24 protein-coding genes are annotated in these 25,022 nt (G+C 71.8%); 11 read left to right on the forward strand and 13 right to left on the reverse strand.

The window, feature by feature from the left end:
• Positions 1 to 2: 2 nt before the first annotated feature.
• From AB0M39_RS07085 to AB0M39_RS07110, 6 genes are all read right to left on the reverse strand, one after another.
• Positions 3 to 839, reverse strand: a complete 837-nt coding sequence (locus tag AB0M39_RS07085) for an alpha/beta hydrolase (protein ID WP_365361030.1) — start codon at positions 837 to 839, stop codon at positions 3 to 5.
• Entirely contained in the window at positions 836 to 1,429 is a 594-nt protein-coding gene (locus AB0M39_RS07090; RefSeq protein ID WP_365361032.1) for a WHG domain-containing protein, read from the reverse strand. Before AB0M39_RS07090 ends, AB0M39_RS07085 begins: the two co-directional genes overlap by 4 nt.
• A gap of 141 nt (positions 1,430 to 1,570) precedes the next feature.
• On the reverse strand, positions 1,571 to 3,493 hold the full coding sequence (locus tag AB0M39_RS07095) for a multicopper oxidase domain-containing protein (RefSeq protein ID WP_365361034.1): 1,923 nt from the start codon (positions 3,491 to 3,493) through the stop codon (positions 1,571 to 1,573).
• Positions 3,493 to 3,942 (reverse strand): SRPBCC family protein, encoded by a 450-nt coding sequence (locus AB0M39_RS07100; RefSeq protein ID WP_365361036.1) that lies wholly within the window; start codon positions 3,940 to 3,942, stop codon positions 3,493 to 3,495. Before AB0M39_RS07100 ends, AB0M39_RS07095 begins: the two co-directional genes overlap by 1 nt.
• 285 nt (positions 3,943 to 4,227) lie before the next feature.
• On the reverse strand, positions 4,228 to 5,565 hold the full coding sequence (locus tag AB0M39_RS07105; RefSeq protein WP_365361038.1) for a carotenoid oxygenase family protein: 1,338 nt from the start codon (positions 5,563 to 5,565) through the stop codon (positions 4,228 to 4,230).
• A 2-nt stretch (positions 5,566 to 5,567) separates the two neighbouring features.
• Entirely contained in the window at positions 5,568 to 6,851 is a 1,284-nt protein-coding gene (locus AB0M39_RS07110; protein WP_365361040.1) for an MFS transporter, read from the reverse strand.
• A gap of 135 nt (positions 6,852 to 6,986) precedes the next feature.
• On the opposite strand from AB0M39_RS07110, the gene AB0M39_RS07115 reads away from it, so the two are divergent.
• A complete protein-coding gene (locus AB0M39_RS07115; RefSeq protein ID WP_365361042.1) occupies positions 6,987 to 9,650 on the forward strand; it encodes an AAA family ATPase in 2,664 nt (887 codons plus the stop codon).
• On the opposite strand, the gene AB0M39_RS07120 is transcribed toward AB0M39_RS07115, so the two are convergent.
• Positions 9,612 to 9,986, reverse strand: coding sequence for a DUF2255 family protein (locus AB0M39_RS07120; protein ID WP_365361044.1), 375 nt, complete (start codon positions 9,984 to 9,986; stop codon positions 9,612 to 9,614). The two genes, AB0M39_RS07115 and AB0M39_RS07120, sit on opposite strands and share 39 nt — an antisense overlap.
• 107 nt (positions 9,987 to 10,093) lie before the next feature.
• On the opposite strand from AB0M39_RS07120, the gene AB0M39_RS07125 reads away from it, so the two are divergent.
• Positions 10,094 to 10,408 (forward strand): hypothetical protein, encoded by a 315-nt coding sequence (locus AB0M39_RS07125; protein WP_365361046.1) that lies wholly within the window; start codon positions 10,094 to 10,096, stop codon positions 10,406 to 10,408.
• Positions 10,409 to 10,501: 93 nt separating this feature from the next.
• Here the strand turns inward: AB0M39_RS07125 and AB0M39_RS07130 are convergent, their stop codons facing one another.
• Together AB0M39_RS07130 and AB0M39_RS07135 are read right to left on the reverse strand one after the other, a co-directional pair.
• Positions 10,502 to 11,002 (reverse strand): DinB family protein, encoded by a 501-nt coding sequence (locus AB0M39_RS07130; protein WP_365361048.1) that lies wholly within the window; start codon positions 11,000 to 11,002, stop codon positions 10,502 to 10,504.
• A gap of 45 nt (positions 11,003 to 11,047) precedes the next feature.
• On the reverse strand, positions 11,048 to 11,674 hold the full coding sequence (locus AB0M39_RS07135) for a class I SAM-dependent methyltransferase (RefSeq protein ID WP_365361050.1): 627 nt from the start codon (positions 11,672 to 11,674) through the stop codon (positions 11,048 to 11,050).
• 132 nt (positions 11,675 to 11,806) lie between these two features.
• On the opposite strand from AB0M39_RS07135, the gene AB0M39_RS07140 reads away from it, so the two are divergent.
• Complete coding sequence (locus AB0M39_RS07140) at positions 11,807 to 12,415, forward strand: XRE family transcriptional regulator (RefSeq protein WP_365361052.1); 609 nt, start codon at positions 11,807 to 11,809, stop codon at positions 12,413 to 12,415.
• Positions 12,416 to 12,531: 116 nt separating this feature from the next.
• The gene (locus AB0M39_RS07145; RefSeq protein WP_365361054.1) at positions 12,532 to 13,269 is read left to right on the forward strand and encodes a dienelactone hydrolase family protein; all 738 of its coding nucleotides are present in this window, start codon (positions 12,532 to 12,534) and stop codon (positions 13,267 to 13,269) included.
• A gap of 389 nt (positions 13,270 to 13,658) precedes the next feature.
• Here the strand turns inward: AB0M39_RS07145 and AB0M39_RS07150 are convergent, their stop codons facing one another.
• Together AB0M39_RS07150 and AB0M39_RS07155 are read right to left on the reverse strand one after the other, a co-directional pair.
• Positions 13,659 to 14,471 (reverse strand): phytanoyl-CoA dioxygenase family protein, encoded by an 813-nt coding sequence (locus AB0M39_RS07150; protein WP_365361056.1) that lies wholly within the window; start codon positions 14,469 to 14,471, stop codon positions 13,659 to 13,661.
• 153 nt (positions 14,472 to 14,624) lie between these two features.
• On the reverse strand, positions 14,625 to 15,701 hold the full coding sequence (locus tag AB0M39_RS07155) for an Lrp/AsnC family transcriptional regulator (protein WP_365361058.1): 1,077 nt from the start codon (positions 15,699 to 15,701) through the stop codon (positions 14,625 to 14,627).
• A 104-nt stretch (positions 15,702 to 15,805) separates the two neighbouring features.
• On the opposite strand from AB0M39_RS07155, the gene AB0M39_RS07160 reads away from it, so the two are divergent.
• The 5 genes from AB0M39_RS07160 (at position 15,806) to AB0M39_RS07180 (ending at position 20,317) form a co-directional block, all read left to right on the forward strand.
• Positions 15,806 to 16,195 carry a VOC family protein gene (locus tag AB0M39_RS07160; protein WP_365361060.1) on the forward strand — a complete coding sequence of 130 codons (390 nt, stop codon included), beginning with the start codon at positions 15,806 to 15,808 and terminating at the stop codon, positions 16,193 to 16,195.
• A 134-nt stretch (positions 16,196 to 16,329) separates the two neighbouring features.
• Complete coding sequence (locus AB0M39_RS07165; protein ID WP_365361063.1) at positions 16,330 to 16,839, forward strand: hypothetical protein; 510 nt, start codon at positions 16,330 to 16,332, stop codon at positions 16,837 to 16,839.
• A gap of 292 nt (positions 16,840 to 17,131) precedes the next feature.
• A complete protein-coding gene (locus AB0M39_RS07170) occupies positions 17,132 to 18,217 on the forward strand; it encodes an S-(hydroxymethyl)mycothiol dehydrogenase (protein WP_365361065.1) in 1,086 nt (361 codons plus the stop codon).
• Positions 18,214 to 18,846: an MBL fold metallo-hydrolase gene (locus tag AB0M39_RS07175; protein ID WP_365361067.1), complete on the forward strand. Its 633-nt coding sequence runs from the start codon at positions 18,214 to 18,216 to the stop codon at positions 18,844 to 18,846. The genes AB0M39_RS07170 and AB0M39_RS07175 overlap by 4 nt, the downstream gene beginning before the upstream one ends.
• A gap of 343 nt (positions 18,847 to 19,189) precedes the next feature.
• Positions 19,190 to 20,317 carry an aromatic ring-hydroxylating dioxygenase subunit alpha gene (locus AB0M39_RS07180; protein ID WP_365361069.1) on the forward strand — a complete coding sequence of 376 codons (1,128 nt, stop codon included), beginning with the start codon at positions 19,190 to 19,192 and terminating at the stop codon, positions 20,315 to 20,317.
• A 95-nt stretch (positions 20,318 to 20,412) separates the two neighbouring features.
• Here the strand turns inward: AB0M39_RS07180 and AB0M39_RS07185 are convergent, their stop codons facing one another.
• Positions 20,413 to 21,210 carry an IclR family transcriptional regulator gene (locus AB0M39_RS07185; protein ID WP_365361071.1) on the reverse strand — a complete coding sequence of 266 codons (798 nt, stop codon included), beginning with the start codon at positions 21,208 to 21,210 and terminating at the stop codon, positions 20,413 to 20,415.
• 153 nt (positions 21,211 to 21,363) lie between these two features.
• Here AB0M39_RS07185 and betA point away from each other — a divergent pair, with 153 nt between their 5' ends.
• Complete coding sequence (betA, locus tag AB0M39_RS07190) at positions 21,364 to 23,046, forward strand: choline dehydrogenase (protein ID WP_365361073.1); 1,683 nt, start codon at positions 21,364 to 21,366, stop codon at positions 23,044 to 23,046.
• Positions 23,047 to 23,061: 15 nt separating this feature from the next.
• Positions 23,062 to 23,940, forward strand: coding sequence for a methylenetetrahydrofolate reductase (locus tag AB0M39_RS07195; protein ID WP_365361075.1), 879 nt, complete (start codon positions 23,062 to 23,064; stop codon positions 23,938 to 23,940).
• A 113-nt stretch (positions 23,941 to 24,053) separates the two neighbouring features.
• Here the strand turns inward: AB0M39_RS07195 and purU are convergent, their stop codons facing one another.
• The gene (purU, locus tag AB0M39_RS07200; RefSeq protein ID WP_365361077.1) at positions 24,054 to 24,926 is read right to left on the reverse strand and encodes a formyltetrahydrofolate deformylase; all 873 of its coding nucleotides are present in this window, start codon (positions 24,924 to 24,926) and stop codon (positions 24,054 to 24,056) included.
• Positions 24,927 to 25,022 lie beyond the last annotated feature (96 nt).

Genomic DNA, 25,022 nt, shown 5'->3' on the forward strand with positions numbered 1-25,022 from the left:
ACTCAGATCGAGAGGGCCTTGCGCAGGAGTCCGCCGAACTCGGCGGGGTGCGTGGTCAGGCCGGTGTGTCCACCGGGGAAGTGCCGGACCTCCGTGCCGAGACGCTCGGCCAGTGCGGCGGCCGCACGGTAAGGCAGCTCGCCGCGGGAGTCCTGGCCGCAGGCGATCACCAGCCGGTCGGACAGCGCCTCCAGCCGCGGGACGTCCGGGGTGTAGGCCATGAAGCTCGGCACGATCCGCCTGACGAAGTACGGCATGTTGGCCATGGTCCGCGCGGCTCGTGCCGCCGCCTGCGGGGGCAGCTCGATCTCGGCGGCCGGCACGGCGGGATCGCCGTCCTTCCTCAGCCCCGCGGCGAGAACGGTCACCGCCGGCATGAGCCCCTGCGCGCGGAACGTCTGCTCCACGCGGGCGAGGAGCGCGCGATGGACGGCGGCGTCCGGCAGGACCTCCGCCACCGGCGGCTCGTGCACCACGACCCGCTCGACGCGGTCAGGATGGGCGGCGAGCAGGTGCAGGGCGACGATCGCGCCCGAACTGGCGCCGAACACCCGGGCGGGCTCGTGGGGCGACAGCACGTCCAGCAGCCGGAGCGCGTCGGCGGCGTGCTCGGCCACGCGCTGCTCGCTCTCGGGGTCGTCCAGCGGGCTGCGGGACATGCCGCGCGGGTCGTACGTCGCAACGGTCCACTCGGCGGCCAGCTCCTCGGCGACGCCGTCGTAGGAGGCGGCGTCGCCCGCCCCTCCGGGGATCAGCAGCAAAAGCGGGCCCTCGCCGCGCACTTCGTAGTGCAGGATCGCGCCCTTCACCGGCACGCTGCCGATGGTGGGGTGGGTCATGAGGAGTCTCCTTCTCGGGACGGAGGCCAGTGCTCCAAGAGGGTGTGCAGTGCGTCGAGGGCGCGGGTCCAGGACTGCTCCGGCGAGCGCTCGTGCGCGAAGCCGCCGGCGGCCTCGAGGGCGACGAACCCGTGGAAGGTGCTGCGCAGCAGTCGGACCGCGTCGGTCAGGTCGGGCTCGGCCAGTCCGTAGCCGCGCAGCATGCCGTAGGTCAGCTCGACCGCGCGCCGGGGTCCGGGCGCCTGTGCGGCGAGTTCGGGGTCGATCTGGATCGGGGTCTGCGTCGCCGTGTAGCGGCCCGGATGCGTATGGGCGTACTCCCGCCAGGCGTTGGCGAACGCGACCAGCGCGTCCTTGCCCGCTCGCCCGGCGGTCGCCTCCGCGATGCGGATGGTCTTCTCGTCGGCCGCCAGCAGCGCGATCCGTCCGCGCAGGTCCTCCAGACCGCGGACGTGCGCGTAGAGGCTCGCGTCCTTCACGCCCAGCCGCCGTGCCAGCTGCGCCATGGTCACCTGGTCGAGTCCGACCGCGTCCGCCAGTTCGGCGCCCGCGATCGTCACCCGCTCGGCTGTCAGCCCTGCCCGCGCCATGCGCCCTCCACGAGTCGTCCTAGGAGTCCTAGTTATAAACTAGGGGCCCTAGGAAAGCAATCGAGGGCTCGACTCCGAAGGTTCGTCGCCGGGGCAGCGGCTGCGACGTCTCGGCTTCACACGTGCCGCCTTGGGGCCGGCTCAGTGCGCCGGGCCGTGGTACGGAGTGGTGACGTCGTCGTACGCCAGATGCATGATCATGCCGCTCTCGGCGTGTTCGAAGTTGTGGCAGTGGTCCATCCACACACCGGGGTTGTCGGCGCTGAAGTCGATCTCGTAGCTCTCGCCGGGGGCGACGTTGAGGGTGTCGGTCCACCACGTGCTTCCGGTGACCGCCTCGCCGTTGCGCGAGATCACCCGGATCCGGTGGCCGTGCAGATGCATGGGGTGGTCGATGATCCCCCGAGCGGTGATCCGTATCCGCACCCGGTCGCCCTCGCGGACCATCAGGGTCGGCACGGCCGGGGAGAGGCGGCCGTTGATCGTGTCCGTGTAGGTGAACGAGCCTCCGCTGAAGCCGAAGCCGTTGTCCAGCACGAGGTCGAAGTCGCGGTCGTACGGGCCGCCTTCGGGATTCGGACCGGTCCGCTCGCCGTACGAAAGGCGGTGGAAGAGATCGCCCTGCTCCAGCGCGGCGGGTTCCGCGCGTCCATCGGGGCTGAAGGCGAGGGCCGCCTCGTTGGGGATCTCGGAGGTGTCCAGCCGTAGCGTCACCACGCTGTCCGGCATGGTGAAGGCCACGTCGTAGCGGCCGCCGGCGGCGAGGAACAGGTCCGTGCCGGGCTTCAGTTCTCCCGGTTCGCCGATCGGGTTGCCGTCGTGGGCGGTGACCCGGAACGGTGTGCCCCCGAGCAGGATCCGGTGCGGCTCCTTGGAGCTGTTGATCAGCCGCAGCACGACCGGGCGGCCGGCCGGGACCGCGCGGCGCTCGGCTCGGTCGGCGGTGCCGAAGGCCCCGATCTGGTCCTCGCCGCCCGGCCACAGATGGGTGAACACGGTGTGCTGCGCGCCTTGTTGGCCGTCCTCCACGATCAGCGCACCGAACAGCCCGCGCTCCACGGAGCGTTCGGCGTCCCGGTGGGTGTGGTACCAGAATGTGCCGGTGCGGTCGGGTACGAAGCGGTAGACATGCCTCTCGCCCGGGCGGACCGGGTTCTGGGTGACGCCGGGCACCCCGTCCTCCGCGTTGGGCACGTCCACGCCGTGCCAGTGCAGGGTGACGCCCTCGGCCACATCCTTGTTGACCACCGTGACCTCCACCAGCTTGCCCTTTGTGACCCGCAGTTCGGGGCCGGGGCTGGCTCCGTTGAAGGTGAGCGCGTCGACCGTCCTGCCCGAGGACAGCCGTACGGCGCCGTGCGCGGCGGTCAGGGTGAAGCGGGCGTCGGGGGCGCCCTCGCGGGGGCCGGTCAGCTCGTCCACGGAGCGCATGGCCGGGGCCCCGGCGCCGTGCCCATGGCCCGCTGCGTGCACCGAGTGCCCGGCGCGCTCCGGGCCGCCTCCCCAGTCCACCGTCGTCGACTCGCTGACCACGAACAGGCTGCCCAGCGCGGCCGCGGTGACCACGGCGGCCATCCCGGACAGCCAGGGCAGCCGCGCCAGGCGGCCGCCTCGGGAGCGCCGGTCGCCGAGCAGGAGGGAGGCCCCGACCGTCGTGGCCAGGACGAGCGCCGACGCCCCGGCCGCGACCGGCAGATCCTGCGGACCGGGCGGGACGTACAGCAGGTAGAACGACAGCCAGGCGCCCATCGCCGTGGTGTGCGCGGCGACGGCGCTGCGCCGTGCCAGCGCCCACACCAGCGGCAGCGCCACGACCGGCAGGCCGAGCAGGAAGCGGTGGGCGACCAGCTGCCATCCGCCGGTCGCCAGCAGCAGTGCCGCGACCGCCAGCCGGGCGGCGACGACTGCGGCGGTGACGTACAGGACGATCGGACGTCGCCGCCCCTCACCCTGCTGCGGTGCGGGCCGTGCCTGGCGGCGGCCGGCCCGGCGGCCCAGCAGGCCGCCGGTGACCGCCAGCACGAGGGCCAGCACCAGATCGGTGAGGAAGAGAGGCTCGGCCATTACTCCGCGGCCTTCTTCAGGGCATCGAGCCAGGTGCTGAGCGAGTCGTCCAGGGCGGCGGCGAGGCTGTCCCGGTCGGCGTCGACCGGTGCGCCCGCCCAGGACTCGCGGGTACGGACCACGACGCCGTCGCCGTCCTCGGCGAAGGTCCACTCGTGCACGCCGGTGATGCCGTGCGCGGGGCCGCCCCACAGGATGCGGTGCGAGGCGTCGGCCGAGTCGACCGCGTAGACGGTGGAGTCGATGGACAGGCCCGCGGTCTCCCAGTGGAAGGTGGCGCCGGGGGCGAGGGGGACGTCGAGCCGGGCCTCGGTGATGGCGGACTGCCAGACGGGCCAGAAGCGGATCCCGGTGTGCAGCTGCCAGACCCGCTCCAGCGGAGCGGCGATCCGGATGGTGTGGTCGGCGATGACGGGGGCGTTCTCGTCGATGGTCGTGGGGTAGGTCATGTCGGTCCTTCGTTGCTCGGGGGGTTCGGGGGCTCGGGCCGCCGCTGCAGGGGAGTCAGCGGCGAACCGGGCGGCTGGGGTTGGTTGGTTGGTCGGGCGGGCAGGGCGCGGTGGGGGTCCAGCGGCCGTGGACGGCGTACGGGTTAGGGGCCCGGGCCGCTGCTGCGGGGGAGTCAGCGGCGGCCCGGGCGGCTGGGGTGGGCCAGGCGGGGGGATCTCCGCCGGGGTAGGTCAGGCGGGGAACTCCGCCGGGACGGGCCAGGCGGGCGTCTCCGCCGGGACGGGTCAGGCGGGGATCTCGGTGTCGGGGATCCAGTCGCCGTGGATGCCGGCCGGCACCCTGCGGGGGAGTTCGACGGCGGCCACGGTGCTCAGGTCGCTCGCGTCCAGGACGAGCAGCTCCGAGGCGTCGGCCTTGAGGTCGCTGACGATGGTGAGCAGGTAGCCGTCGTCCTCGCCGGTCCCGCCCTCGGCGGGCGCGAAGACGGCCTCGCCGGGCATCCGGCCCTCGCCGTGCGCGAGCAGCTTCTGCTCGCCGGTGCGGGAGTCGAGCTTGACGGTGTGGTAGCCCGACAGGCCCGCGCCGGGGAAGGCGATGGCGTAGCTGTAGCGGTAGTCCGAGCCGGTGTGGGCCTCGTTGATCGACGGGAACTCGGTGACCAGGTCGCCCAGCGACTCGGTGGTGACCTTGCCCGTGGCCGGGTCCATGATCCACCGGTAGAACGTCGAGCCGGCGTCGGGGCTGGTGCCGTAGCCGGGAGCGCCGACCCACCACTTCCACGAGTTCTCCCAGGCGGAACGGTCGAAGCGCGGCGCCTCGAGGACGATCCGGCCCTGCGCGTCGGTGTAGGCGTTGGCGACGTGCAGCAGCGCCGCCTGGTCGGGCGCCTCGAACCAGGTGGTCCGGCCCCCGGCGCGCGGCATCACGCCGATGCGCAGCGGGACGTCGTCGTGCCAGCGGTAGGGGATGCCGGAGTGCTCGGCGTGGTCGAAGACCACCGGCGAGTTGATGAAGACGACGTGCTCGCGGGTGATGGCGAAGTCGTGCATCAGCGAGGGGCCGGAGCCGTCGACGACCTCGGACCTGACGAGAGCGCCGGAGGCGTCGGCCACGTAGTAGGTCAGATACGGCGGGAAGGGGCTGTAGCTGAAGAAGTGCAGCTCGCCGGTGACCGGGTCCTCCTTGGGGTGGGCGGTCATCGAGCTGGTGAGCTTGCCGCCGAAGTCGTAGACGCCGATCGTGTCGAGGTCGGCGCTGACCTCCCAGGGCAGGTTGGCCTCCTGCAGGGCCAGGTAGCGGCCCCCGTGGAAGATGATGTTGGTGGCGGCGGCGCTGACGTCGAGCTCGGTTCCGGTGAACGGCACGCCGTCCAGGAAGGGGGTGCGCACCCAGCGGTTGCGGTACCACTCGGCCCGGCCGCCGGTGAGGCGGACGCCGTGGAGCATGCCCTCGCCGCGGAACCAGTGGGTGGGGGTGATGCCCGGCTTCGGGTTGTGGCCGTTGCGGAAGTAGCGGCCGTTCAGCTCGGGCGGGAGGGCGCCGCGCACCTTCAGCTCGTGGCCGGTGATCTCGTCGGCGACGGGGGTGAAGTGGCCGTTGATGTAGGGCTTTTCCAGGGTCATGGTCATGCCTTTCGGGTGGAGAGAGCCGAGATGAGCAGCGTCAGGGCGGCACAGGCCAGGAAGGCCGCGCCGGGGGAGGGGAGCAGGGTCAGGAAGGACAGGCCGATGGCTCCGCCGATCTGCCGGGTGGCGTTGACGAGCCCGCCGGCCAGTCCGTTGTCGGCGGCCGGGACGCCCGTGGAGGACATCGCGGTGAGCCGGACGAAGGCCACCCCCAGCCCGGCGCCGATGAGGAGCGTCGGGCCGAGCAGGTCCACAGGGAAGCTGCCGTCGGCCGGAGTCCGGGACAGCCAGGCCAGTCCGGCCGCGAGGACCAGCAGGCCCACGGGGAGCACAGCGCGGCCGGAGACCTTGCCGGTGACCCACGAGGAGAGGGTGATCATGAGGGCGAGGGGAAGCTGGGTCAGCCCGGCCTCCAAGGGCGAGTAGCCGAGGGAGCGTTGCTGGTAGAGCGGCAGGAAGTAGAACAGGCCGAGCCAGACCGCGCCCAGCAGCGCCATCAGCACATTGGGCGCCGCCACCACGCTCATACGCGCCGGCAGCAGCGGGTCGGCGGACCGGCGCTGAAGCACCGCGAACAGGCCGAGCAGCGCCAGACCGACCACCGCGAGCGGCCAAGGGCCCGACAGGCCGTAGGTGAGCGCGACCAGACCTGCCGTCACCGTCACCGCGCCCAGCGCGTCCAGGCTTCCGCCGCGTGGCCGGTCGGCCCCGACCAGCAGCCAGGTGGCCGCCATCGCCGCCAGCGCCAGCGGCGCCATCACGACGAACACCGCACGCCAGCCGTACAGATCGGTGAGCACCCCGCTCAGCAGCACGCCCGCCGCCCCGCCGGCGCCGGAGACCGCGCCCCACACTCCGAGCGCGGCGCCGCGCCGCCTTCCGTCGGGGTAGAGCGTCAGCACGAGGGCCAGCGCCGTGGGCGCCAGCAGCGCTGCCCCGACTCCCTGCACCGCCCGGAAGGCGATCAGCACGCCCGCCGTCGGCGCCAGTGCCGCGCCCAGGGAGGAGAGGGCGAACAGGCCGATGCCGACCAGGAACACCCGGCGCAGGCCGTATACGTCGCCTGCCCGACCGCCGGGCAGCAGCAGTGCGCCGAAGACCAGTACGTAGGCGTTGACCGTCCACGCCTGGCCCGTGTCCGACAGCTCGAGCCCGGCCCGTATCCGGGGCAGGGCGACGTTCACGATCGAGGCGCTCAGCACGACCAGGAACTGGGCCGTGGCCAAGACCGCCAGCGGCATCCAGCCGGTGGTGGTGGTCCGTTGCAGTGCGGTGCGGGTCATGGCTCGACACTCGCAGCGGGCGCCTGCCGCTCGCGTCGGCAGTCATCGCCTATACGACTGCCCGCTGCAGACCCTTAGGCGACGGGGGGCCTTCCCGGATTCCCCTCCCGCGCCCGACCGCATAGGTTTTCGGACATGCTCGAGACGAACACGGATGTGCTGATCGGCCGTCAGGACGAGATACGCCAGCTCGACGCCCTGCTCCAAGCGGCGCGGGAGGGCCGGGGCGGCGCCCTGGTCCTGCGCGGCGAGCCGGGCATCGGCAAGAGCGCGCTGCTGAGACGCCTGAACGAGGCCGCGACCGGATTCCTCGTCATGCAGGCGTCCGGCGCGGAGTTCGAGATGGAGCTGCCGTTCGCCGCGCTGCACCAGCTGCTCGCGCCCGTCACCGGCCGGCTGACGGCGTTGCCCGCGCCGCACCGCAGGGCGCTGGAGATCGCTTTCGGCCTCGACACCGGCGCGCCCGATCCGTTCCTGGTCGGCGTCGCGTCGCTGGGCCTCTTGGCGGAGACCGTGCGCGAACGCCCCCTCCTGTGCGTCGTCGACGACGCACAGTGGCTGGACCAGGCGTCCGCCAAGGCGCTGGCCTTCCTGGCCCGCCGGATCTCCGCCGAGTCGATCGCCCTCGTGTTCGCCGCGCGCGAGCCGAGCAGCCTGCCCGAACTGGACGAGCTGCCCAGCCGTACGCTGCGGGGACTCGGCGAAGCGGAGGCCCGCGCGCTGCTGGCCGCAGCGGTCCGCGCCCCGCTGGACGAGCGGGTCCGCGACCGCATCCTGGCCGAGGCGCGCGGCAACCCCCTCGCGCTGGTCGAGCTTCCCAGGACCGCCGGACTCGCCGGGATGGCGGGCGGATTCGCCCAGCCCGACTCGGTGCCCGGCGTCGTCGAGCAGAGCTTCCGGACCCGGCTGGAGCTCCTGCCGCCCGCCGCGCGGCTGCTGGTGACCGTCGCCGCCGCCGACCCGATCGGCGACCCCGCCCTGCTGTGGCGCGCGGCCGAACTCCTCGGCATCGACGCGGCCGCCGCCGCGCAGTCCGTCCCGCTGCTCGAGCTCGGCATCCGGATCCGCTTCAGCCACCCCCTGGCCCGCTCGGCCGCCTACCGCGCGGCGGCCCCGGAAGAGCGGCGCAGGGCGCACGAGGCGCTGGCCGCCGCGACCGACCCGGTCGCCGATCCCGACCGGCGGGCCTGGCACCGCGCCCAGGCCAGCGCCGGCCCGGACGAGCAGGTCGCCGCCGAGCTCGAAGCCTCCGCTGCCCGCGCCCAGGAACGCGGCGGCGTCGCGGCGGCGGCGGCCTTCCTCGAACGCTCCGCCGCCCTCACGACCAGCCCGGTCCAACGCGCCGAGCGGATCCTCGCCGCCGTCCAGGCCAAGCTCTCGGTGGGCGACTTCGACACGGCGGCCGACCTGCTCACCACCCTCCGCACCGACGATCCCAGCCAGGCGGCCAGGGCCGACCTCCTGCGCGGCAGGCTGTCCTTCGTCCGCCGCCGAGGAGACGAGGGCCCCACCGAGCACCTTCTGCGCGCCGCCGCCCGGCTGGCCGCCACCGACCCCGCCTGGTCAGGGGAGTGCTACCTGGACGCCATCGAGATGGGCCTCCTGCTCGGCGGCCTCGACCATGTGGTCCAGGCCGCCAGGAACGCCCCGCCGTCGGGCGGCCCGGCATCCGGCGCGGCGGCGGTCCTGACCGGTCTGATCAGCCTGGTCGGCGACGGGCATCAGGCCGCGGGGGAGATCCTCAGGCCCATCGTCGGCGACGCCGGCCACGAGGTGTGGGCCAGGCGCCCGTCACTGGGCTTCATGGTGGCTGCCGAGCTGTGGAACTTCGACACCCTGCACGGCATCGCCACCCGCGCCGTCGCCGCCGGCCGCGAGTCGGGCTCCTTCCACGCGCTGCCCATCGGACTGGCCATGCAGGCCACCGCGGCCGCGCACACGGGCGACTTCGGCGCCGCGATGGAGCTGATCTCCGAGGAGGAGGCGATCGCCGACGCCACCGGCGCGGCGCCGCTGGTCTACCCGCGCCTCCACCTGGCCGCGATACGCGGGCGGCGCAAGGACGCCGTCGAGCTGTTCGCGTCGGTGGACCACCGTATGAGCCTCAGCGTGCAGTGGGCGACCGCCGTCCTCGGCAACGGCCTGGCCGACTACCCGGCCGCACTGAAGGCGGCGAAGCAGGCGGTCGAGTACGGCGCCGTCGGCACGGCCGGCCTCGCCCTGCCCGAGCTGGTCGAGGCGGCCACCCGGTGCGGCGAGAGCGAGGTCGCCGCCACGGCTCTCGCATCCCTCCAAGAGCGCACGCAGGCCGGCCGGCAGGCGTGGGGCCTCGGCGTCGAGGCGTATGCGCGGGCCCTGGTGACCGAGGACGAGTCCGCCTACCAGGAGGCGATCGACCTGCTCGACGACAGCACACTGGTCGTCTACCGCGCCCGGGCCCATCTGCTGTACGGAGAGTGGCTGCGCCGCCAGGGCCGCCGGCGTGACGCCCGCTCAGCGCTGCGGCTGGCGCACGAGCCGCTGTCCGACCTCGGCGTGGAGGCGTTCGCCGAGCGCGCCGCCGGCGAGCTGCGCGCCACGGGCGAGCAGGCCCGCAGCCGTACGTCGAAGGCATCGGACCAGCTGACGATGCAGGAGGTGCACATCGCCCGCCTGGTCGCCGACGGCGCCACCTCCAAGGAGGTGGCGGCGAAGCTGTTCCTCAGCCCGCGGACGGTCGACGCGCATCTGCGCAACATCTTCCGCAAGCTCGGGCTCACCTCACGCAGGCAGCTGCGAGACCTGCCCGACATCCGCTAGCCGCATGGTGGTGGCCGCGGCCTCGGGCCCGTTCATCGACTCCACGGGGCCGGGCCAGCTCAGCCCGTACTTGGCCCGGTAGGCGCCGGAGACGCGTTGGACGAGCTCGGGGTCCTCCACCGGCTGGAGGGTCGCCGACAGCCGGACCCCGGCCACCTCCACCTCCGTGCCCGCGTGCCGCAGAACCCGCCGGTACCAGGCACTGCGCCGGCCGAAAGCCGAGCGGACGTACGCCTCCCCGTCGAGCACCACCACCCAGACCGTCCGGGCTGACCACCGGCCGTCCGTATGCCGTACCCACAAAACGATCTCCGCGCGATCCATGACAGTGTCCATGGCCCCACCTTCGCCGCGCCGGCACTGCGTACGCGTCGGTGGTCATCACCTACGTAGGCGGGCATCGCCGACGCGAGCGCGGTGCTCTCGCGACGAAGCTGAGTGCCATGACGAACAACGACACGAACCCCGCGACGGCGACTGCAACCGCGACCGACACCCTGACGGCAATCGACACGGCGACCGCAACCGGCCTGCTTGAGAAGGCCCCTGACATGGCGACATCTCACGACACGGGCGCGAAGAAGACCAAGGGCACGAAGAAGACCAAGGGCACGAAGAAGAGCAAGGCCGGGCGGCGGCGCATCGCCAAGGCGCTGGCGTACTTCGCCCTGGTCTTCACCGGGCTCCTGATCCTGGCCGAGCCATGGCTGCTGATCCCGGTCGCCGCCCTTGTCCTGGCGATCTCCCTCTGGGACTGACTGGGCGATCCGCCGCGACGCTCGGGCGCACCCTGACTGAACGAGCGTCGCGGCGAAGGCGTGATCATGCGGTCCCGTCCGGGAGAAGACGGATCAGCGGCCGGTCGTGCCGTCGACGAGTTCGCGGAGGATGTCCGCGTGGCCCGCGTGTCGGCCGGTCTCCTCGATCATGTGGGCGAGCGCCCAGCGGATGCTGGGAGCGGGGCGGTCCGGCCGAGGTCGGGGGACGGGTGCGCCGAGGTCGGCGCACCCGTCGAGAAGGTCGTTCGCGCGCTGGACCGTGTCCCGGTAGCGGGCGACGACATCGGCCACGCTGTCCGCCGGTGCGGCGTGGAACGTCGCCTGCCAGTCGGTGACGTCGTCCCCGAGGAACACCGAGCGCTCGACGAACGTCAAGTGGTTGAGCAGGCCGAGCAGGTTCGTGCCGGACGGCACCGCGGCTGTTCGCACCTGCGGTTCGCGGGCGCCGTCGACCTTCGCGGCGATCGAGGTCCGGAGGTAGTCGAGGAATCCGCGCAGGACCTCTCCCTCGTTGTCTCCGGTCCGGGGCGGCGGGGTGTCGCGGCCGCGGCTGCGGCGCGTGGTGCTGGACACCGTGGTCTCCCTTCCTTGTGTCGGGGGCGGGCGCAGGACGCCCTGTCAGGTGGTGCGGCGGATGAGGAGGACGTGGTCGGTGACCTCGGCGGTGCGCCCCTGTGGTCCGGTCGCGATCCGGCGGGGTGCGTCTGCCCGCTCGACCGTCCATGTCCGCAGGTCAAGGCCGATACCCGCGGCGACCTCCCGCGGGCTCGGGTAGCGGATGTCGGGGTCCTGGTTCCATGACCACGGCGCGGCCGAGCCGTGGTCGACGACCAGCAGCCGCCCGCCCGGGCGCAGTGCGTGCGCGGCCGAGCGCAGGACGGCCGCCCGGTCCAGGTCGAAGGGGGTGTGCAGATAGTGGGCGCAGACCAGGTCGAAGTCGCCGGGCGGGAGAGACGTGTGCACGTCGGCCCGCACGGTGGCGACGCGGTCGCCCAGACCGTGTGAGAGGGCGTGGGCGGCGAGCCGCTCGACCGCCACCGCCGAGATGTCGACGGCGGTGACATGCCACCCCTGGCGGGCGAGCCACAGCGCGTCGCCGCCTTCGCCGCATCCGAGGTCCAACGCATCACCGGGCGGCAGGCCCGTCACCGTCTCGGTGAGGCGGGCGTTGGGCTGCGGGCCGCTGGCTGCCGGTCGGGCCGCGTAGACGCCGTCCCAGAACGCGACCGCATCGGTGGTGCTCATCAAGGCTCCTTGTGTCGGAGTGCGAGGTGTCGGAGTGCGCTGTGTCGGAATGTGCTGTGCCGGAATGCCCTCAGTCTTGCCAGGCGCCTCGCGACCTGGCACGAAATCTTGCGGTTACGGCAAGATGGCCTCATGGATGGCATGACGGACGACGACGTGCTGGACGCGGTGGGTCCGCGCCTTCGTGCGCTGCGTCGTGACCGCGGCATCACCCTCGCCGACCTCGCGGCGACGACCGGCGTGTCGGAGAGCACGCTGTCCCGGCTGGAGAACGGGCAGCGCCGGCCGAGCCTGGAGTTGCTGCTGCCGCTGGCCCGTACCTATGACGTTCCGTTGGACGACCTCGTCGGCGCCCCGCGCACCGGCGACCCCCGGATACACCTCAAGCCGATCAGGCGGTTCGGGATGACGTTCGTGCCGCTGTCCCGGCGACCGGGCGGGGTGCACGCGTTCAAGATGATCATCCCCGCGCCGCCGGAGCCACTCGAACCGACCCCGCAGACCCACGAAGGCTTCGAGTGGCTCTATGTGCTCAACGGACGCCTGCGGCTGGTGATCGGCGAGCGCGATATGACGCTGCCGCCCGGTGAGGCAGCCGAGTTCGACACGTCCTTGCCCCACTGGCTGGGCAGCGCCGACGGCGGCGCGGTCGAGCTTCTCATCCTGTTCGGCCTGCACGGCGTACGTGCGCACGTACGCACCGACCCTCGTCGATCGCCGGGGGCCGGGAGCGGGCGGTGACGGACAAACCCCGCTCAGAGGCGTACCCGCGCTGTTCTGCCAGTGGCGAAGACCGGCGCCACCCGGGCGCGACGATCACTACGGTCGGTCTTATGACGACGAACACCACGCGTCCTATGACGACGATTACCACGCGCTCGGTCGAGTACCCGGCCGACGGCCTGACGATGATCGGGCACCTCGCACTCCCGGCCGGTGTCGACCGCCGGCCCGCGGTCCTGGTCGGGCCCGAGGGGACGGGGCTCAACGACTTCCAGCGCCGCCGGGCCGATGCCCTGGCTGAACTGGGGTACGTGGCGCTGGCCTTCGACATCCACGGCGGGCGCTGGTTCACCGACCCCGAGGAGATGCTGGCGCGCTGCATGCCGCTGCTCGCCGACCCCGACCGGATGCGGGACATCGGCCACGCGGCGCTCGACGTGCTGCGCGCCGAGCCGCGGACCGACCCCGACCGGATCGCCGCCATCGGCTACGGCACCGGGGGCGCCATCGCGCTGGAACTCGGGCGCGACGGCGTCGACCTGCGCGCGATCGGGACAGTCAACGCGCTGACCACGGGCCGACCGGGCGAGGCGGCGCGCATTCGCTGCCCGGTGTGGACCGGGGTCGGGTCGGAGGACCCGATCATGCCGCCCGCCCAACGGGACGCGTTCACCGCCGAGATGCAGTCCGCAGGCATCGACTGGCGTCTCGTGGTCTACGGCGGAGCCCTGCACGCCTTCCACCACCCGCCGGTCGACATCCCGGTCGACCAGACCGTGCTCCCCGGCGTCGGCTACCACCCACGGCACGCGCAGCGAGCCTGGCGCGACGTCGTCGCCCTGCTCGACGAGTGCCTGCCCCTGACGGAGTGATCTGGTCGGCGGCCGCCGACAGACTCGCCATCGTCTGCCAGGCGTATATGCGCCCCCGAGCCTAGTTCTCCGCGTTCAACGCCCTGCGTGCCGCTGTCTGAAAGGCACTTCCCGGTGCACGCTTTCCTTCGACTGCCCGCATATACCGTGCGTCGAAGACTTCGAGGCGGCCTACGCCGGCTTGACGCGCGGCGTCGTGCCAAGCCGTACCCGCCATGTCCAAGGCGTACATCGCCTGTCGCAGAGCATCGGCCGCGTCGGCGACGAACGCGGGGCCCACGACGGTGACTTCAGCCACTGCGGAGCTGAAGGGAGCCCATGCCGCATGGGCTCCGGCCGCGGGCTCGTGCCACTGCTCCTCCACTGCCGTGTCCCCGCTGCGTGCATGTCTACCCGGCACTCCCGTCGGCGCCGTGCCCGTCCGGACCGGGCGTGTCCTGGCCCAAGCCCCGACGGATCGCTATCTCCACGGGGGAGTACGCACCGTCGGCCCTCTCCAGCTCGTACGGCGCGGCCGGCATCAGCGGCGGCTGGGCCATGAGGCGCGGCCGCACCCCATGGTGCGGTTGCGCCGCGTGCACCAGGAATGGATGGCACAGGAAGACGTCGCCCGGCGACCCGGTGGCGAGGGCGAGCGGCCGGTGGTCGGACGACGCCGCCAGGTCGGGCGCGAGGGCCAGCCCGCTCGCCCCGTCCTCGCCGTACTTCTCCAGCGCCTTCGGCACGTCGAGGTGCGAGCCGACCCGGATCCGGGTCGGGGCGTCCTCCTCGCCGACCTCGCTGAAGAGGAACAGCATCAGCAGCGCCCGGCCCTGGGAGCGCAGATTCGTGAAGTACCAGCTCTCGCCCTCCGGCAGATAGCTCCCCTCGATGTGCCAGCCCGCGTCGTCCGGCACCTCCTCGTGCGGGAAGCGCAGCGGGAACGTGCCCAGCGAGTAGCGCGGCTCCCAGCGGCCCGCGCCGACGAGCAGGTCGTACGCGCGGTGCAGGGAAGGGGAGTTGGGCGCGGCGGCGAACGGCCCCTGCGCCATGCCGGCCACCCAGTGCACGGGCTGCGTCCAGGTAGCCGGATCGTCCGGGTCGCAGCCCGTCTCCCGCCAGAGCAGCCGAGTGCAGTCTGCGGCCACGCGGGGCGCGACGGCGCCCTCCAGCTTCACGAAGCCGTCGCGGAGGAAACGGGATACCAAGGTCGTGTCGTCCATGCCCCCATCGTGCGGCGACCCCTGTCCCGACCACCCGACATTCTCCGCACCGCCTTTGTCGGGTGATCACGGAGCATGTCGGGTGTTCACCGAGCTTGGTCGGGTGTTCGCCGAGCGGTCGCCGACCGAGCTCTCCTAGGGCCTCCTAGGGCGTCATCTCAGGTGGCCGGCTCGGTGGGTGGCACGTCGTGGCGGGAGTCGGTGAGCGCGTTCCGCCGCCGGCAGGAGGAGCGGCCCCGCCCGTTTGGCGCGGCGTTGGACAAGGGCGGTCTCCATCCGGCCGATGCCCGGCAGCGCGGCCAACTCGCCGGCCAGGTAGTCGTACAGAGCGCCGGTGTCACGGCACTGGACCATGGCGAAGACCGACGTCCGGCCTGTCGTGACGGCGGCGAAGGCGACCGCGGTGTGCTGTGACAGCGCCTCCGTCACCTCGCCCAGCGCGGCCGGCGCCACCTCCAGCCATAGGAGCGCCTCCACTGGGAAGCCGAAGTGGGAGGGGCTCACGTCCACCTCGAAGTGCAGCACCCCGGCTGCCCGCAGCCCGGCGACGCGGCGGCGCACGGTCGAGGCCGACCACCCGGTGACGGCGGCCAGCCGGGCCACGTCCGCCCGTCCGTCCAGGGCCAGTTCGCCCGCCAGTCGCGCCTCCGCCTCGCCCCAGCCGGACGCCTCGGCAGGGGCTTCCGAGCCGTCTGGCGACTGCGGCGACTCCGGCGACTGCGGCGCGGGGCCGAGGAGGGCCGCCTGCTCGGACGCGTCCAGCGCGCTCGTCCGGCCCGCCCAGCCGCCGACCCCGGCGACAGGACGCAGCACGCACCCCGCCTCTATGTCTCGCATCCCCGGGGTCCGCAGCAGGTGGTCGAAGAGGGGCCGTCCGCCGTCCGATCCCGCGCCCGGGGTGCGGACCATGCAGGTCAGCCGCGTCCCGCCGGCGAGCGGGGCGATCCACGAGGTGTCGTCCCGCTGCGCGAGGGCGGCGGTCAGCGCGTCCACGGCGTCCGGCGCGCAGTCGATGCGGACGAACCAGTCGAGCATGCCGATCCGCCGGCTGTCGACGAGCCCGACCACCCGGACCACCAGGGCCGACCGCAGCCGGTGGTAGCGGCGCGCGACGGTGCGCTCCGGAGCGCCGAGCACGGTGGCGATCGTGCTGAACGAGGCGCGCCCGTCGATCTGGAGGGCATGGATCAGACGACGGTCCAACGCGTCGAGCGTGACGGATTGCGTCACCAGATCTCCTCCAACCGTCGGATCGCGTCGATTCCGGCGACCATACAGCGCGCAAGGGAGCGCCGGGCAGGACGCTGGCGGAGACCACCGCAGAAAGGCAGACCATGTTGACCGTCCTTCCCATCAGGTACGTGGCCGACGTCGAGGCGTCCCGGGACTTCTACGCCGGGCTGGGACTCGCCGTCCGGGAGGAGCCCGGCGCGGCCGTCTGGGTTCGGCTGACTGCCGCCGCGGGCGCCGTCGGCGTTCACGCCGCCGCCGTCTCGCAGGGCCGGCCGCCCGGCGTCACGGAACTGGGCTTCACGACGGACGAGCCGCTGGAGGACGTCGCGCAGCGGCTCGAACGCAACGGCTACCCGTACGAGCTCGTCGAGGAGAACTTCGGCCGCAGCATTCGGGTCACCGACCCGGACGGCGTCGTCGTGCAGATCCAGCGCATCGACCCGGACACCGTCCGCAGGTCGGCCGAAGCCGTGGCCGGCGACTCCGCCTGACCGGCAGGCGCGAGGGAGCACTCAGGCCCCCCCGCCCCCGTTCCCCAGAGATCCATCAGGCACCCGTCCCGACACCCGTCCCAACACCCCTCCCGACACCCGTCACGACCTTCGACCAGCAGGAAGATCCGGACATGGAACCGCTCGTCACACTCGTCGCCGTCACAGCCCTGCTGCTGCTCGCCGGGGCGCTCGGGGCCGTACGGCTCCGTCGGCCGACCGCCGCCCTGCGGGGCGGCCTCGCGGCCATGTTCACGCTCACCGCCGGCGCGCACTTCGTCGGGATGCGCGAGGAGATCGTCGCCATGGTGCCGCCCGCCCTGCCGGCCCCGGGCCTGCTCGTCACCCTCACCGGCATCGCCGAACTCGCCTGTGCGCTCGCGCTGCTGTGGTCGCGGACCGCCCGGGCCTCGGCCGCCGTGCTCAGCGCCATGCTGGTCGTGATGTTCCCCGCCAACGTGTACGCGGCCGGCGGCGACGTGTCGTGGTGGGACGGGCTCGGCCCCCGGACGGCCATGCAGTGCGTCTTCCTCGCGGCCACCGTCACGGTGCTGGTCCGCCACGGCCGCCCGGTTGCGGGGACCTCCGCGGAGCCCTCGCTCAGCTCCCCGCCGCCGCGACCCTCGCCCAGTCAAGGCCGATGACCTCGGACGAGTGGGGGATGGACTGATGGGTGGGGTGGTCACCGTCCCGGGGGCGACCGGGCGCCCTCGGTGAGGGGCGACGTCCCTTGGGGCGTTCAGGCGGCCGCGATCGGGCATGGCGCCGGACACTGGCCCTCGACTGCCGATTCCTTGGGCGCTCCAGACTCTTGACCCAGCCGCGCCGCTCGTCGATCCTTCCCCCTAGAAGTTGCGCGGAACGAGACGCGTGCCGCCATGAGCAACGATGGCGCTGGGCGGCGTTCCCCAGGATGCGAGCTGCACAGGAGAACTCATGGCTCATCAAGTCCGCGCCGTAGTCGCCCGCGGGAAGGGGGCCGCCGTCTCCTTGGAGACCATCGTCGTGCCCGACCCCGGACCGGGCGAAGCGCTGGTGCAGGTGGAGGCCTGCGGAGTCTGCCACACCGATCTGCACTACCGGGAAGGCGGCATCGGCGACGACTTCCCCTTTCTGCTCGGCCACGAGGCGGCGGGACGCGTCGAGGCGGTCGGCGAGGGCGTCAAGGAGGTGGCGCCGGGGGACTTCGTGATCCTGAACTGGCGTGCCGTCTGCGGACAGTGCCGCGCGTGCCGCAGGGGCAGGCCGTGGTACTGCTTCGACACCCACAACGCCAAGCAGCCCATGACGCTGCTCGACGGCACTCCGCTGTCCCCGGCGCTCGGCATCGGGGCGTTCGCCGAGAAGACCCTGGTGGCCGCCGGCCAGTGCACCAAGGTGGACCCGGCGGCCTCCGCCGCGGCTGCCGGCCTGCTGGGATGCGGAGTGATGGCCGGATTCGGCGCCGCCGTCAACACCGGCGCCGTCTCCCGGGGAGACTCCGTCGCCGTGATCGGCTGCGGCGGAGTCGGCATGGCCGCCGTCGCGGGAGCGCGGCTGGCCGGCGCCTCCACCATCATCGCCGTCGACCTCGACGACAGGAAGCTCGACCGGGCCCAGGCCATGGGGGCCACCCATATGATCCGCGCCGCGGGCAACGACGTCGTGGAGGCCGTGCGCGAGATGACCGACGGCTTCGGCGCGGACGTCGTCATCGACGCGGTGGGCCGCCCGGAGACCTATCGGCAGGCCTTCTACGCCCGCGACCTCGCGGGCACAGTCGTCCTGGTCGGAGTGCCCACGCCGGACATGACCGTGGAACTGCCCCTGCTCGACGTCTTCGGGCGCGGTGGGGCGCTGAAGTCCAGCTGGTACGGCGACTGCCTGCCCTCGCGGGACTTCCCGGCGCTCGTCGACCTCTACCTCCAGGGCCGGTTCGACCTGGACGCCTTCGTCACGGAGACCATCGGCCTCGACGACGTGGAGAAGGCGTTCGACAGCATGAGGCAGGGGGACGTGCTGCGCTCGGTGGTCGTGCTGTGAGCGCCGTCCGGGTCCAACGGGTCGTCGCCAGCGGCACGTTCTCCCTCGACGGAGGCTGCTGGGACGTCGACAACAACGTGTGGCTGATCGGCGACGACGACGAGGTCCTGGTGATCGACCCGGCGCATGACGCCGACGCGGTCGTGGCAGCCGTCGGGGGACGGCGGCTCACCGCGATCGTGTGCACGCACGCCCACGACGACCATGTGCGGATCGCGCCGGAGGTCGCCGAGCGGACGGGGGCTCCCCTCCTCCTGCACCCGGACGACGCCGTGCTCTGGCGTATGACGCATCCAAGCCGCGAGCCCGACGCCGCCCTCGCGGACGGCGATGTGCTCGATGTGGCCGGCGTCCGGCTGCACGTCCTCCATACGCCCGGACACGCCCCGGGCGCCGTGTGCCTCCACGCCCCCGAGCTGAGCATGCTGTTCAGCGGAGACACCCTCTTCGCCGGCGGCCCTGGGGCCACAGGGCGCTCGTACAGCGACTTCGGCACGATCACCGCCTCGATCGGCGAGCGGCTGCTCAGCCTGCCCGGCCGGACCATGGTCCACCCCGGTCATGGCGACTCGACCACCATCGGCACTGAGGCGCCGCACTTCGACGAGTGGGTCGAGCGCGGCTGGTGAGCGACTCCTCCCGGATGACCGTGCCCGCCGTCGGCGACGGCGGGCACGGCCGTAGTCGACGGGTGGCGGCGGCCCTCCACGAAGGGCCCTTCCGTCGATCTCCCGACTGAGAGGGAGTTTCTCCATGCGCAGAGAGTTGCGCGTGGAGAAACTCATTCTGAAGCGCACGCGATGGCCGGGGCGAGTCTTGACACGCTCTGGGGGCGCCCCCAAACTGACGTTGCGCAGACCGCAATTAGTTTCCCTATATGCATCGCTGTCGCCCCGTTGCGACGCCGGATCCGGCGCGCCGTACCGGACCCGCATCCTCTGCCAGTTCTCGACGTCTCTTGCGAGGAGCGCCGTGACCATCAGCAATCTGCCGGAGAGCCTGATAGCGACCCTCCCCGGCCACTACTACACGGATCCGGGAGTGTTCCGGCAGGAGCAGGAGCGGATCTTCGAGGCGATGTGGTTCTGCGTCGCCCGCTCCTGCGAACTCCCCAAGCCGGGATCGTTTCGGACCGTGGACGTCGGCCGCGAGAGCGTGCTGGTCACCCGAGCCCGGGACGGCGGCATCCGCGCCCACTTCAACGTGTGCCGGCACCGCGGCGCCAGGCTGTGCACCGAGGAGAGCGGGGAGGTCAAGCGGGCCTTCCAGTGCCCGTACCACGCCTGGACGTACGACCTGGAGGGCAAGCTCGTCGCCGCCCCCAACCTGACCAAGATGCCGGACGTCGGCCGCACCGAGTACGGCTTGGCCCCGGTCCACGTCCGGGAGTGGCTCGGGTACGTGTGGGTCTGCGTCGCCGAGGACGCGCCGTCCTTCGACGAGACCGTCATCGCGGACGTGGAGGCGCGCCTGGGCGAGGTGGACGCCCTTGACCGGTACGACGTGGCGTCCCTGGAGGTGGGCAGGCGGATCGTCTACGACGTGAAGGCCAACTGGAAGCTCATCATCGAGAACTTCATGGAGTGCTACCACTGCGCCACCATCCACCCCGAACTGACCGAGGTGCTCCCCGAGTTCGCCGACGGGTACGCGGCCCAGTACTACGTCGGACACGGCGCCGAGTTCGGCGACGAGGTCAAGGGCTTCACGGTCGACGGCTCGGAGGGCGTGGACCGGATCCCCACGATCTCCGAGGACCAGGACCGCCGCTACTACGCGATCACCGTCCGCCCGCAGGTCTTCATCAACCTCGTGCCCGACCATGTGATCTTCCACCGTATGTACCCCGTGTCCGAGGACCGCACGATCGTGGAATGCGACTGGCTCTACCTCAAGGAGGTCGTCGCCTCCGGCAAGGACGTCAGCCGGTCTGTGGAGCTGTTCGACCGGGTCAACCGGCAGGACTTCGACGCCTGTGAACGCTGTCAGCCGGCGATGAGCTCGCGGCTCTATCGGCAGGGCGGGGTCCTGGTGCCGAGCGAACACCACATCGGCGAGTTCCACGCCTGGGTGGAGGCGAGGCTCGGCAACGGACCGTAGCGATTCCTCCACGGTCGGGCCCGGCGGATCGAGGTCTCACCGACGGTGACCTCGTGGACATCGTCAGTGAGCGGTCCGGGGGTGCGGAGCGACGGTCAGCCCAGGTATCCCATGCGGAAGCTGATCTCGTCGGCGCCCTTGAGGAGGATCGGCGCCAGCTCCTCCATCCGCTCCCGGGTGAAGCGGTACGCCGGCCCGGAGGCGCTGATCGCGGCGATGGTGTCGCCGTCACGGGAGCGGACGGGCGCGGCCATCGCGTGCAGCCCGAGCTCGAACTCCTCGTAGGTCGTCGCGTATCCACGCTCGCGGACCGCGGTGAGCTCCTTCTCCAGCTTGGTCTTCGCCGTGATCGTGTGCGGCGTGAACTTCTTGATGCCGGCCTGGGCGAGGACCGACATACGCTGCTTCGCCGACAGCTGGGCCAGCAGAATCTTGCCGCTGGAGGTGGCGTACAGGGGAGTGAGCTGACCCACCCAGTTGTTCGCCGTCACGGCGCCCGGGCCGTGCACCTGGTACAGGTTGATCGCGTAGTGGGCTTCCATCACGGCGACGTTCACCGTCTCGCCGAGCTCTTCCGCCAGCCGCTCGCAGACCGGGCGGCCCTGCTCGGTGATGTCGATGCGGCGGCTCACCGCACCGGCCAGACGCACGATGCCGAAGCCGAGACGGTACTTTCCCCGCTCGGCCGCCTGCTCCACCAGTCCCCGCGCCTCGAGTGCGCCCAGCAGGCGAAATGCCGTGGACTTGTGTACGTCGATCGTGGCGGCGACCTCGCTCACGCCCGCCTCACCGCGCTGGGCCAGGATCTCCAGGACGGTGACGGCGCGGTCGACGGACTGGACCCCGCCTGCCGAGCCGCTCGCGGATTCAGAAGCTGTGGATTCGTTGCTCATACCGAAACTATACGCAAAGAAGTCAACGCCGAACCGGTGAGTAGGTGGCGGTTTCGTGGAGCCGTAAGTTGCGCGGTCTGCAACCTAGTGCGCCATGTGCTACGCGTACTAGCATGCCGCCGGTATCGACGGCGCGAGCGGAACGAGGCAGCAATGGCGCTCAAGCAGTACGACTTCGTCATCGTCGGTGGGGGTTCGGCGGGCAGCGCCCTGGCGAACCGGCTGTCCGCCGATCCCGGCAACCAGGTCCTGGTGCTGGAGGCGGGGCGGTCCGACCCGCTGTGGGACGTCTTCATCCATATGCCGGCGGCGCTGCCCTTCCCGATCGGCAGCCGTTTCTACGACTGGAAGTACGAGTCCGAGCCCGAGCCCCACATGGGCGGCCGGCGCATCTACCACGCGCGCGGCAAGGTGCTCGGCGGCTCCAGCAGCATCAACGGAATGATCTTCCAGCGCGGAAACCCCATGGACTACGAGCGCTGGGGCCGCGACCCGGGCATGGAGAGGTGGGACTACGCGCACTGCCTGCCCTACTTCAACCGGATGGAGAACTGTCTGGCCGCCGACCCCGACGACGAGTTCCGCGGACGCTCCGGCCCTCTAGTGCTCGAACGGGGGCCGGCTGTCAACCCCCTGTTCTCCGCGTTCCTGGAAGCGGTGCAGCAGGCCGGCTATCCGCTGACCGACGACGTCAACGGCTACCGGCAGGAGGGCTTCGCCCACTTCGACCGCAACATCAGCCGCGGCCGCCGGCTCTCCGCCGCCCGCGCCTACCTCCACCCGGCCATGAAGCGGCCCAACCTCGAAGTGCGGACGGGCGCGATGGTCACCCGCGTCCTGTTCTCCGGCGAGCGGGCCGTCGGCGTGGAGTACCGTGCCCGGGGCGGGAAGACCGTCCGCGTACACGCGGGAGAGGTGATCCTGTCCGGCGGCGCGATCAACACCCCTCAGCTCCTCCAGCTGTCCGGCGTCGGCAACGCCGAGGAACTCCGCGGCCTGGGCGTCGACGTCGTGTCGCACCTGCCGGGCGTGGGCGAGAACCTCCAGGACCACCTCGAGGTGTATGTGCAGTACGCCTGCAAGCAGCCCGTCTCGATGCAGCCCTACCTCAAGTGGCGCCACCGCCCCTGGGTGGGCCTGCAGTGGCTCTTCCGCAAGGGTCCCGGGGCGACGAACCACTTCGAGGCCGGCGGGTTCGCCCGCAGCAACGAGGACGTGGACTACCCCAACCTGATGTTCCACTTCCTTCCCGTCGCGGTGCGCTACGACGGGTCCTCCCCGGCCGGCGGCCACGGCTACCAGGTCCATGTGGGGCCGATGTACTCCGACGCAATCGGCTCGGTGAAGATCAAGAGCAAGGACCCCTCCGTACACCCCGCCCTGCGCTTCAACTACCTCTCCACCGAGCAGGACCGCCGCGAGTGGGTCGAGGCCGTCCGGGTCTCCCGCGCCATCCTGAGCCAGGCCGCGATGGACCCCTACAACGGGGGAGAGGTGTCGCCCGGGCCCGCCGTGGAGACGGACGAGCAGATCCTCGAGTGGGTGGCCAAGGAGGGCGAGACCGCCCTGCACCCCTCGTGCTCCTGCAAGATGGGCGCCGACGACATGTCCGTCGTCGATCCCTCCAGCATGCGGGTCCACGGCCTCCAGGGGCTCCGCGTCGTCGACGCCTCGGTGATGCCGTACGTCACCAACGGCAACATCTACGCGCCTGTGATGATGGTCGCGGAGAAGTCCGCCGACCTCATCCTGGGCAACACGCCCCTGGCCCCGTCCACGGCGGAGTTCTACCGCCACCGCAAGGCCGGGCAGGGACAGGCTCCGGGTGCCCGGTAGAGAGAGGACTGGTCGTTGAGCGCTTGCCTGGACACGGGGGACGCCGCGGAGCCCCGGTACCGCGCCGCGGGCCTGCTGCCGCTGCTGAGGTCCATCCGCTACGAGATCCTGCCCACCCCGGCCACCGAGGAGAAGGTGCTCCAGTGGGCGCCGCCGGAGGTGCCGCTCACGGTCACCGCCTCGCCTGTCAAGGGCCTGGGACCCACGCTGGAGCTCACGACACGCCTGGTGCGGCACGGCTACACGGTGGTTCCGCACCTTCCGGCCCGGCTCTTCGAGAGCCGGGCCCACCTGGACGACGTCGTGGCACGCCTGAAGGAGTCAGGCGTACGGGACGTCTTCGTGCCGGCCGGGGACGCCGATCCCCCGGCCGGCCCCTACAGCGCGGCGCTGCCCGTGCTCCGCCGCATCACGGAACTGGGCAGCCCGTTCGCCCACGTGGGCATCACCGGCTACCCCGAGAGCCATCCCCGGATCGAGGACGACATCACGGTCCAGTCCATGTGGGACAAGAGGGAGTTCGCCACGTACATCGTCAGCAACCTGTGCTTCGATCCTCGCGTGCTCACAGCCTGGCTGGCCAGGGTGCGCCGCCGGCGGGTGACGCTGCCGGTGTACGTGGGGGTGGCCGGGCCGGTGGAGCGGGCGAAGCTGCTCGCCGTGGCCACGCGCATCGGAGTGGGGGAGTCGACCCGGTTCCTCGCCCGCCACCCGTCCTGGTTCCTGCGCTTCGCCACGCCCGGCGGCTACGCCCCGGAGCGGCTGCTGCGCCGCAGTGCCTCCGCGCTCGCCTCCCCGGACATGGGGGTGGGCGGCCTGCACGTGTACACCTTCAACCAGATCGCCGAGACCGAGCGATGGCGTCAGGCGATGCTCGCGCGAGCCCAGAGCTGACGTGTGGGCCGCTGACCGGGACGGCGAGAGGGAGGCCCGCCGGCGCGGCGGGCCTCCCCCTCTCTCCTGTTGTGCCGCGTCGACTTGTGCCGTGTCGAGGGAAGGCGACCGTCTCAGCGGAAGACGACGGTGCGATTGCCCCGGGCCATCACGCGGCTCTGGCTGTGCCACGCGACCGCCCGTGCCAGCACCTGCGCCTCCACGTCCCGGCCCATCGCGACCAGTTCGTCGGGCGTCTGAGCATGGCTCACGCGGACGACGTCCTGCTCGATGATGGGCCCCTCGTCCAGGTCCGACGTGACGTAGTGCGCGGTCGCGCCGACCAGCTTGACGCCCCGCCGATGTGCCTGCTCGTAGGGGCGCGCTCCCTTGAAGCTCGGCAGGAACGAGTGGTGGATGTTGATCGCACGCCCCTCCAACTGCTTGCAGGTGTCGTCCGAGAGGATCTGCATATACCGGGCCAGGACGACGAGGTCGACGTCCAGCTCGTCCACCAGGTGCAGCAGCCGCGCTTCGGCGTCGGCCTTGGTCCCCGCGGTCACGGGGATGTGGTGGAAGGGGATCCCGTAGCCGCCGGCCAGCTCCTCGAAGTCCCGGTGGTTGGAGACGATCGCCGGCACCTCTATGGGGAGCGCGCCGGTCATCCGGCGGAACAGCAGATCGTTGAGGCAGTGTCCGAACTTCGACACCATGATCAGCGTGCGCGTCCGGGTGGAGACGTCCTGGAGGCGCCAGTCGATTCCGTACGCCTCGGCCACCGGCCCGAATCCCGCTTGCAGCACGTCCAGCGCGCCGCCTTCGGCAGGCACTTCGAAGTGGACCCGCATGAAGAAGCGGCTCTCGCGCCTGTCGTCGAACTGCTGGTTCTCCAGGATGTTGCCGCCGCGGTCGACCAGGAAGCCGCTGACCGCGTGGACGATGCCCGGCCGGTCGTGACAGGAAAGAGTGAGCACGAACTCGCGGCCGGGCTTGGGCTGAGCGGCCATGGCGCCTCCACTGGTGCTGATGGCACAACGCGTTGAGTGATACGCAACATGGTGGGTTCGTCTGGAGGCGGCGGTCAAGGGGGGACACACCTACGC

Origin of the sequence: Streptomyces sp. NPDC051907, from assembly GCF_040681075.1 — a bacterium.
Lineage (GTDB): Bacteria > Actinomycetota > Actinomycetes > Streptomycetales > Streptomycetaceae > Streptomyces.